The sequence below is a fragment of the Devosia sp. LC5 genome, assembly GCF_000735585.1.
GTDB lineage: Bacteria > Pseudomonadota > Alphaproteobacteria > Rhizobiales > Devosiaceae > Devosia.
Window position 1 is genome coordinate 1 of the sequence record NZ_JNNO01000032.1, and the last position, 8,783, is coordinate 8,783.

At 63.7% G+C, this 8,783-nt stretch carries 9 protein-coding genes; 4 read left to right on the forward strand and 5 right to left on the reverse strand.

The window, feature by feature from the left end; all coding sequences use genetic code 11:
* Both FF80_RS14460 and FF80_RS14465 read right to left on the reverse strand, forming a co-directional pair.
* On the reverse strand, positions 1–187 hold a 187-nt coding region (locus FF80_RS14460), incomplete at its 3' end, for a hypothetical protein (protein ID WP_035101873.1).
* Positions 188–493: 306 nt separating this feature from the next.
* Positions 494–2,752 (reverse strand): OmpA family protein, encoded by a 2,259-nt coding sequence (locus FF80_RS14465; protein WP_035101875.1) that lies wholly within the window; start codon positions 2,750–2,752, stop codon positions 494–496.
* A 251-nt stretch (positions 2,753–3,003) separates the two neighbouring features.
* Here FF80_RS14465 and FF80_RS14470 point away from each other — a divergent pair, with 251 nt between their 5' ends.
* Positions 3,004–3,426: a secondary thiamine-phosphate synthase enzyme YjbQ gene (locus FF80_RS14470; protein WP_035101877.1), complete on the forward strand. Its 423-nt coding sequence runs from the start codon at positions 3,004–3,006 to the stop codon at positions 3,424–3,426.
* On the forward strand, positions 3,426–4,256 hold the full coding sequence (locus FF80_RS14475; RefSeq protein ID WP_035101880.1) for a sulfite exporter TauE/SafE family protein: 831 nt from the start codon (positions 3,426–3,428) through the stop codon (positions 4,254–4,256). Before FF80_RS14470 ends, FF80_RS14475 begins: the two co-directional genes overlap by 1 nt.
* Positions 4,257–4,409: 153 nt before the next feature.
* Here FF80_RS14475 and FF80_RS14480 read toward each other — a convergent pair whose 3' ends face one another.
* A complete protein-coding gene (locus FF80_RS14480; RefSeq protein WP_035101882.1) occupies positions 4,410–5,129 on the reverse strand; it encodes an SIMPL domain-containing protein in 720 nt (239 codons plus the stop codon).
* A gap of 248 nt (positions 5,130–5,377) precedes the next feature.
* Between FF80_RS14480 and FF80_RS14485 the strand changes: the two genes are divergently transcribed.
* Both FF80_RS14485 and FF80_RS14490 read left to right on the forward strand, forming a co-directional pair.
* Complete coding sequence (locus FF80_RS14485; protein WP_244445783.1) at positions 5,378–6,523, forward strand: fumarylacetoacetate hydrolase family protein; 1,146 nt, start codon at positions 5,378–5,380, stop codon at positions 6,521–6,523.
* A gap of 24 nt (positions 6,524–6,547) precedes the next feature.
* Positions 6,548–7,987, forward strand: a complete 1,440-nt coding sequence (locus FF80_RS14490) for an aldehyde dehydrogenase family protein (RefSeq protein WP_035101885.1) — start codon at positions 6,548–6,550, stop codon at positions 7,985–7,987.
* Between the two features lie 76 nt (positions 7,988–8,063).
* On the opposite strand, the gene FF80_RS14495 is transcribed toward FF80_RS14490, so the two are convergent.
* Both FF80_RS14495 and FF80_RS14500 read right to left on the reverse strand, forming a co-directional pair.
* The gene (locus tag FF80_RS14495; protein WP_035101888.1) at positions 8,064–8,486 is read right to left on the reverse strand and encodes a DMT family transporter; all 423 of its coding nucleotides are present in this window, start codon (positions 8,484–8,486) and stop codon (positions 8,064–8,066) included.
* The coding region (locus FF80_RS14500) for a DMT family transporter (protein WP_035101890.1) at positions 8,483–8,783 on the reverse strand (301 nt) is incomplete at its 5' end. The genes FF80_RS14500 and FF80_RS14495, both read right to left, overlap by 4 nt.

Sequence of the window (8,783 nt, forward strand, 5' to 3'; positions counted from 1 at the left end):
CCGGCGGGGGGATGCACCATATGTGCTTCGAGGGGCCCGATTTGGCCGAGAAGACCAGGTAGCCGATAGCCAGTAGCGCAAGGGCGACGATGATGCCAACGAACCAGCCCGTTCCGCTGCTCTCGCGCGTATAAACGGTACGGTTGCCATCATTGGTATAAACGGTATCGCGGTCAGGGTTAGCCATGAGTTCGCTCCTTTGTTTCACCGTAGGACAGAAACGCGGGCTTTTTGTTTTCGTTCCCATTTGCGTGATCACGCTATTTCAGGCCGCGAGGCGAGCCGAATAGTGGTGGTGATTCAAGGGGTTTGGTAATCAAGACAAATTTCGCCGGAGCGGGGTTCCAGCACGTCTGGCCAGGCATTTTTCACAAATCTGGCGATTTTTCCTTGCCGGCCGGCTTTGGGACGGGTGGCAAGATGGCAGCGCCATTGGCCTGATAGCAAAAGGCCGGGCTGGTGCCCGGCCTTTCGTGTTTGTTCTGTCGCTCGCCTAGTTGTTGGCGACGGTGATCAGCGGGGTGATGCGGCGGATGGTGACGCGGCGGTTTTCCCGCTCCGCACCCTCGGTGCGGATCTTGAGGTAGCGTTCGCCATAGCCCTGGGTGGCCAGGTTTTCGGGCGGCACGCCGTAGAAGTCGGTCAGGATGCGGGCGACGGTGGCCGCACGCAGGTCCGAGAGCTGCAGGTTGGAGATTTCCGAACCCACAGCGTCGGTGTGACCTTCGATCAGGAAGGTTTCACCCGGATTGGCGGCCAGCAGCTGCAACATGCCATTGGCGACGTTGGAGAGAGCGCCGACCTGGTCACGGCTGATGGTGGCGGCGCCGGTATCGAACGTCAGTCCGCCCACTTCGAGCTTGCGCACGCTGTCACGGACGCGGGAAGAGCGCTTGACCTCGTCGATCGAATAGAGGCGGGCGACCTGCTCGACCGGCGGCTGGCGGAAGAAGACTTCGACCTGTTCCTCGTCGGCATAGCGTGAATCGAGTACGTAATCCTGCACCGGGATATTGAGCCGGAGCGGGGGCAGATCGAGGCCCGGATCGCGCCATTCGAGCAATTGATCGTCATAGCGGTCGTCGAAATAGGCCAGCACATATTCGCGCCCATCCGGGGTGAAACGCGAACGGCGCAGGATATCGCCATTGCGGTTACGGATGGTGACGATCTGGCTGCCATCGGGGCGCGTCACCGTTTCGCGGGTGCGGCCGCGGCTCAACTGCTCGTAGAAGACCTCGTCGGCACCCGGATCATAGAAGCGGTCCGTGTCCTGGCCGGGGGTGTTGACGATCAGCTGGGTACCAATCTGCAGAATAACCTGGGTCAGGGCATCGCCGAACCCGGCTTGCTGGATGACGGTATTGTTCTGGGTATTGTTCTGCTGGTTGATGACGGTGTTGTTCTGCGTGTTGTTGGTGGTGTTGTTCACCGTCGTGTTGTTGTTGACGATGTTGTTGGTCACGTTGGTCTGGTTGATGATCGTGACATTCTGCGGCACCTGCTGGGGTTCCAGAGCCTGGATTTCGACCTTCTGGCCTTCTTCCTGAACGGCAGAGCGCAGGGCGGCTTCCTCGGGAACCTCGAAGGCGGCCTGGGCCGCAGCGTCGTCAACCGGAGGAGGGGCCGGGGGTGTTTCGGGAACCGGCTGCGGCTGGGCTTCGACGGCTGGCTGGCCTTCCACGGCCGGGGCAGCCTCGACATCCTTGGCGCTATCGAGCACTGGGGCAATCTGCTCCTGGGTAATACCTTCGGGCAGGGTTTCGATGACCTCGGCGGGCTCGGCCGGCAGGGTTTCGGCCGCCGGGGGCTGGGCCGGATCGACCGCAGGCGGCTCGGCAGGAGCGGTGGGTTGTTCGGCCGGCGCCGCAGGCTGAATGCCGGGCACGGCAGGCAGCGACAGGCCATAGCTGGCCAGGCACGCGTCGATATCGCTATTGCCAATCTGGGCGCAGAGCGCGGCGATCTGGTTGCGGGCGCCATCGATCTGGGCCTGTGCCGCAGCAGCGTCGCCACCCGACATCAGGTCGGCCACGGCGGCGTTGTAGATATCGACCTGGGCGCGCAGATCGGCGGAGATATCGACCTGCGCGGCGGGCTGTTCGGGCGCAGGCTGCTCGGCGGCGGGCTGCTCGACAGGGGCCGGCTGTTCGGCCGGAGCTTCCACGGGGGCAGGCTGCTCGGCCGGGGTTTCGGCAGGCGCGGGCTGTTCGGCCGGAGCTTCTACAGGGGCAGGCTGTTCGGCAGGCGCGGGGGCCTCTACCGGAGCTGGCGCAGGTTCTTCGACGGGAGCGGGTTCAGCCGCGGGCTGCTCAACGGGCACAGGTTCTGCAGCGGGTTGCTCTGCGGGCGCGGCTTCAGGAGCTGGCTCCGGCGCAGGAGTTGGTTCAGGCGCGGGCTCGGGAGCAGGCGCAGGCTCTTCGGCCTGGGGCTCAGGAGCCGGTGCGGGCTGTTCTGGCGCGGGCTCGGGCGCAACTTCGGGGGGCGGGGCCGCTTCGGGAGCTGGTTCCGGGGCTGGAGCAGGTTCGGGTTCTGGAGCTGGTGCAGGCTCTGACTCTGGCGCTGCCTCGGGCTCGGGCGCCGCTTCAGTGGGCGCGGCCGGCTGGGCGGCGATGCATTCCTCGATGGTGGTGAAGCCCGCGTCGACGCATTGCTGCGGCAGTTGCGGCGCGTCCTGGGCGAAAACGGCAAGCGGGGCTGCCGTGAGCAGCGTCAAGCTCGAGCCGGTCAGGAGCCAATTTCTGAGGCGCATTGTTGTTATCCTTCTTGTCGACTGATCGGGTGGGCGTTTGACACCAGCATCACTGTTCATTCTGAACGCTGTGTGAATGGCTCACAGCGGGCGCTCGATACCGATCCCCTCCCCGGGAATGCCCAGAACGCGGCAGTTTGCGCATGCGTTCCCACAATGGTGTGCCGGCCGGTGCCCTGGCAGATCATGGCATGATTTGGGCGGGCCGTGGTTGGCGATGACGCGGACTTCGTGCTAGTCCCGACTCCAATATGCACCAAGCCATCGAAACCACGACGATCGAGACACGGGGCCAGGGTCTCTATGAGATCAGCCATGCCGTGCATGACTTTGTCAGCGGGGCTGGGGTCGCGACGGGGCTGCTGACCGTCTATGTCAGGCATACGTCCTGCTCGCTGCTGATCCAGGAAAATGCCGATAGCGACGTGCAGACCGATCTGAACGGTTTCTTTGCCCGGCTGGTGCCCGAGGGCATGGACTGGATGGTGCATAATGCCGAGGGGCCGGACGACATGCCGGCCCATATCAAGGCAGCGCTGACGCAGACGTCCATTGGGATTCCGGTGGCGGACGGCGCGCCGGTGTTTGGCACCTGGCAGGGGCTTTATTTGTTCGAGCATCGCAGGCGGCCGCATCGGCGCGAGGTGGTGCTGCATATTATCGGGGATGCTTGATGGATTGGGCGGGTTTGGCCAGCTATTGGCCCTTTGTGCTGGGGTTGCTGGTGACGGGTGTGGCGTCGGGCATCGCGGCGGGATTATTGGGCATTGGCGGGGGCGCTATCATCGTGCCGGCGCTGTCCACGTCGCTGATGGTGCTGGGCTATGACAGCGATGTGGTGCAGCATGTGGCCGTGGGCACCTCGCTTGCCATCATTATCCCCACCGGGATCATGAGTGCGCGAGCCCATTTCAAGCGCGGGGCGCTGGATATGAAGGTGCTGCGGCTGTGGGCGCCGTTCATTGTGGGCGGCACCTTGATCGGCGGGCTGATGGCGGGGTGGTTCTCGGGCGATGTGCTGCGCATCGTCTTTGCGATCATGGCTTTCGTGATTGCGGCCAATATCGTTTCGGGGTTCCAGACCAAGCTGATGGGGCATCTGCATGGCTCCTCGCTGACCCATCGCATCTCGGCGTTCGTCGTGGGCTATATCTCTTCGCTGATGGGGATTGGCGGGGGATCGCTGACCGTGCCGACACTGGTGGCGTTCGGATCGAGCATGCATGCCGCTGTGGGCACGTCGGCCGGCATCGGGGTGGCGATTGCCATTTCGGGGACGATAGGCTTCGTGATTTCAGGCTGGGGCGTTGCGGGCCTGCCGCCGCTAAGCCTGGGTTATGTGAACCTGGTGGCGCTGTTGCTGGTGGCGGTGCTGGCGGCGGTTTTTGCGCCGGTCGGCGCAGCGCTGGCGCATCGGCTGGACCAGAAGACGCTGAAATATGTGTTCGCGGCGTTTCTGGTGCTGGTTGGGTTGAATATGGTTTGGACGGTGGTGAACGGGTAGGGATCGGGGCTCTCGGTACCCCCTCCCAACCTCCCCCTGACAGGGGGAGGGGCCGCCTTATGGCTGTCGGCCAAATAGGGTTGGTGGGGGCGGGTGACTACGGGGCCGCCCCCACCGCCCAAGCCCCCCTGCTAGAGAGGGGAAAGGGTTAGGTTATTTCGTGGTGTCGGCCAGTTCCCACTGCACGGACACATTGATGGTGAAGCTCAGTTCGCCCGATTCAACCGGAACCGGTGCGCCGGCCTGGGCATCAGCCTTTGCGTACATAGGAGTGGGCTGGGGCTGATTGAAGCCCTGCGACTCGCTAATCGAGTTGATTTCTTCAAGGGCGCTGCCGGCGACATCGGCATAAAGCTCGGCCTTGGTGCGGGCATCGGCAAAAGCGGCCTTGCGCGCTTCGTTATAGAGCGCGGACGGATCGGCCACGGCGAAGCTGACGCCATTGATGGTGTTGGCACCGATGGTCACCGACTTGTCGAGGATGGAGCCCAATGTATCGAGCTTGCGCACCACGACGGTAACGGTGTTGGACACCTGGTAGCCCTGGATCTTGGGCGGCATGGAATAGCCGTTTTCGTCGCGGGCGTCGGAATAGACATAGTTCGGATTGACCGAGAAGCCCGAGGTCTGGATATCGCGGGCTTCGATGCCGGATTCCTTGAGCGCGGCGATCAGGTCGGTCATGGCCTTGGTGTTCAGGTCCAGCGCTTCGCGGGCGGTGGCGCCCTGCGTGGTGACGCCCGAATTGATATAGGCGGTGTCTGGTGCGGCGGTGACTTCCCCGCGACCCTCGATGGAGATCGAACCCGCATAGGCAGGCATGGCGAAACCGGCAACGAGGGCGAGAGGGGCGAGAAGGGCAAGGCGACGCATGGGACACTCCATAATGTGGCGATGGGAGCAATCCCCATCTATTGCGTCAGTATTGCGGCGCGGATGAACGCAAGTTGAACGTGGGTGTGGAAATCGGTTCATCGCTTGTCGTCGCGTTTCCGAAACGCAAAACCGTGGCCACTTTTGCTGGAAACGCTTCAGCAAAAAGTATGACTTTAGCCGTGCTGCCCTTGCGCCCCGGGAAACGGCCTTGTACTCACAGGCGTGAGATTTTTGGGAGGCTGGACGTGAGGCTTTATCCGGATGGGGTGCTTGTCGGCCGGGCCCGAATTGCCGGGTATGATCACCCCAGGATCGTGACGGTGCGCGGGGATCAGCTGGTGGATATCACCAGTGCAGGCCGCGCGAGTGTGCGCGATATTGCCGAATCCGGAATGGCTGCCGAGCATGTGCGGACGCAGGCGGGCACGGCGCTGGGTGGTGTCGAAGCCATCATGGCCAATAGCGCTGCGGCGGTGCCCGATGCGTCCATTCCCGTATTGCTGTCTCCCATCGACCTGCAGGCCATCAAGGCCTCCGGCGTGACCTTTGTGGTGTCGCTGCTCGAAAGAGTAATCGAGGAACAGGCCCGGGGGGATAAGTCGCGGGCCGAGGCGTTGCGCGCGGAAATCCTGGAGCTGATCGGCACCGATCTCAGCGAATTGGTGCCGGGCTCGGAGACGGCGGCCAAGGTCAAGGCGGCGCTGATCGAAAAGGGCGTGTGGAGCCAGTATCTCGAAGTGGGGATCGGGCCGGACGCCGAAATTTTCACCAAGGGCCAGCCGATGAGCTCGGTGGGCTATGGCGCCGAAGTGGGGCTGCACCCGATTTCGAGCTGGAACAATCCCGAGCCGGAAGTGGCTTTGCTGGTGACCAGCAAGGGCGAAATCATTGGCGCGACGCTGGGCAATGACGTCAATTTGCGCGATGTCGAGGGGCGTTCCGCGCTGTTGCTCGGCAAGGCCAAGGACAATAATGCTTCGGCGTCGCTGGGGCCGTTTGTGCGGCTGTTCGACGGCGATTTCACGCTTGAGAGCATCAAGCAGGCCGAGATCGCGCTGCGTGTGGAGGGCGAAGACGGCTTCGTGCTCGATGGGCATTCCTCGATGAACCAGATTTCGCGCACGCCAGAATCGCTGGTGGCGGCGACGATTGGCAGACACCATCAGTATCCGGACGGGCTGGTGCTCTATCTGGGCACCATGTTCGCGCCGGTGCAGGATCGTGGCGGCGCCGGCAAGGGTTTTACCCACAAGATCGGCGACATTGTCTCGATCTCGACATCCTCACTTGGCACCCTATCTAACAGGGTGAACCTCTCGACCAAATGCCCCCCCTGGACCTACGGCGCCAGCCATTTGCTGCGCGATCTGGCCAAGGCAAATCTCCTCTGATCTCTCCCCCGAAAGGCACATGACATGACCCAATTGCACAAGAACCTCATTGACGGGGAATGGATCGGCTCGGATGGCGTCGAGAACATCAACCCGTCCAATACTGCCGATGTGGTGGGTCTTTATGCCCGCGCGACGGCCGAAGAAACCAACCAGGCGATCGCCGCTGCCAAGGCCGCGTTCCCGGCCTGGTCGCGCTCGGGCATTCTTGAGCGCCATGCGATCCTGTCCAAAACCTCCCAGGAAATCATCGCGCGCAAGCAGGAACTAGGCGAGCTGTTGAGCCGCGAAGAGGGCAAGACGCTGCCCGAAGGCATTGGCGAAGTGACCCGCGCCGCGCAGATTTTCGACTTTTTCGCCGGTGAAGTGCTGCGCCTGGCCGGCGAAGTGCTGCCCAGCGTGCGCCCCGGCGTGGGCGTCGAGATCACTCGCGAACCGATTGGGGTGATCGGCATCATCACGCCGTGGAATTTCCCGATCGCTATTCCGACCTGGAAGCTGGCGCCGGCTTTGGCCTATGGCAACACCGTGGTAATCAAGCCGGCCGATCTGGTGCCGGGTTCGACCTGGGCCATTATCGACATCCTGGTACGCAATGGCCTGCCCAAGGGCGTGGTCAATCTGGTGATGGGCAAGGGCTCGGTCGTCGGCCAGACCATGCTGGACAGCAAGGACGTGACGGCGATTTCCTTCACCGGCTCTGTCGGCACGGGCAAGCGCGTTGCGGCGGCCTCGATCGGCTTCAACCGCAAGTTCCAGCTGGAAATGGGCGGCAAGAACCCGACCGTGGTGCTGGACGATGCCGATCTCAAGGTGGCGGTGGAAACCGTGGCACAGTCGGCCTTCTTCTCGACCGGGCAGCGCTGCACGGCGTCGTCGCGCGTGATCGTGACCGAGGGTATCCACGACGCGTTCGTCGAGGCATTGGCCGAGCGGGTGCGCAATCTGCGGGTTGGCGACGCACTGGCCAAGGACACTGAAATCGGGCCGGTGGTGGACCCCAGCCAGCTCAAGCAGGACACTGACTATATCGCCATCGGCAAGGCCGAAGGCGCCAAGCTGGTGGCTGGCGGTGAACTGGTCAAGAAGGACACCGAGGGCTATTTCCTGCAGCCCACGCTGTTCACCGAGGCGACCAATTCCATGCGCATCAGCCGCGAGGAGATCTTCGGGCCAGTGGCTTCGGTCATCCGCGTCAAGGATTATGAGGAAGCGCTGGCCACGGCCAATGACACCGAATTCGGTCTCAGCGCCGGCATCGTCACCACCTCGCTGAAATATGCGACGCACTTCAAGCGCAATGCCGAAGCCGGCATGGTGATGGTCAATGTGCCGACGGCCGGTGTGGATTTCCACGTGCCGTTCGGTGGCCGCAAGGGTTCGAGCTATGGCCCGCGCGAGCAGGGCAAGTATGCGGCTGAGTTCTTCACGGTGGTGAAGACGGCTTATACCGCTGCCGGCTGATCCGGGTTAGTAGTGAATTGGATGGGCTGGGCTCTGGGGAACTGGAGCCCGGCCGTTTTGTTGGAGGGGTGTCCTCTCATCGCCGCCGCTGCGTCAGCGCCATGCCGCCCAGAATAAGCACCACCCCCAGGGCGCTGGCCCAGAGGGTGGAGGGAGCGCCGCGGGCGAGGTCGAGTACCACCCCTGAAACCATCTGCCCGCCGATGACGAGCAGCGCCGTGTTGACGGCGCCAATGCGCGGGATGAGCCAGCTGCCGGAGGCGACGAAGATCACGCCGATGGGGCCGCCGATATAGGCGTGCCAGGGGGCGGTGGCGGCGCCGGCGGGGATCAGGCCGCCAATGGCCAGGCCCAAAGCCGTCAGCGCGACGAAGCCGACAAGGTGGTTCCAGAACGAGGCGATCAGCGGGGAGCCGGAGAGGGCGAGGCGCCCATTGAGCTGGCGGCTGAGGCCGACCAACAGGCCCGCGAGGACCGCGTAAAGGATGGGCGTGATCATGGACGGCCTCCCATGCCGACAAGGATGATCAGGGCGCTACCGGCCAGGATCAGGAGGACGGCGGCAAGATCGCGCAGTTCGAGACGGCGTTTGGGCAGGCCGAACAGGCCCCAGCGGTCGGCGGCCAGGCTGAAGACCACCTGGCCGGCCAGACCAAGGGCTAGCGTGCCCGAGAGCGCTAGCGGGGAATTGACGGTGGTGGAGGTCAGCATGACCGTCAGCGCGCCCGAAATGCCGCCGAGATAGGCCCAGGGGGGGGCGGCCGGGTGGGGGGGCGGGGGGGCGGGCGGGGGGCGG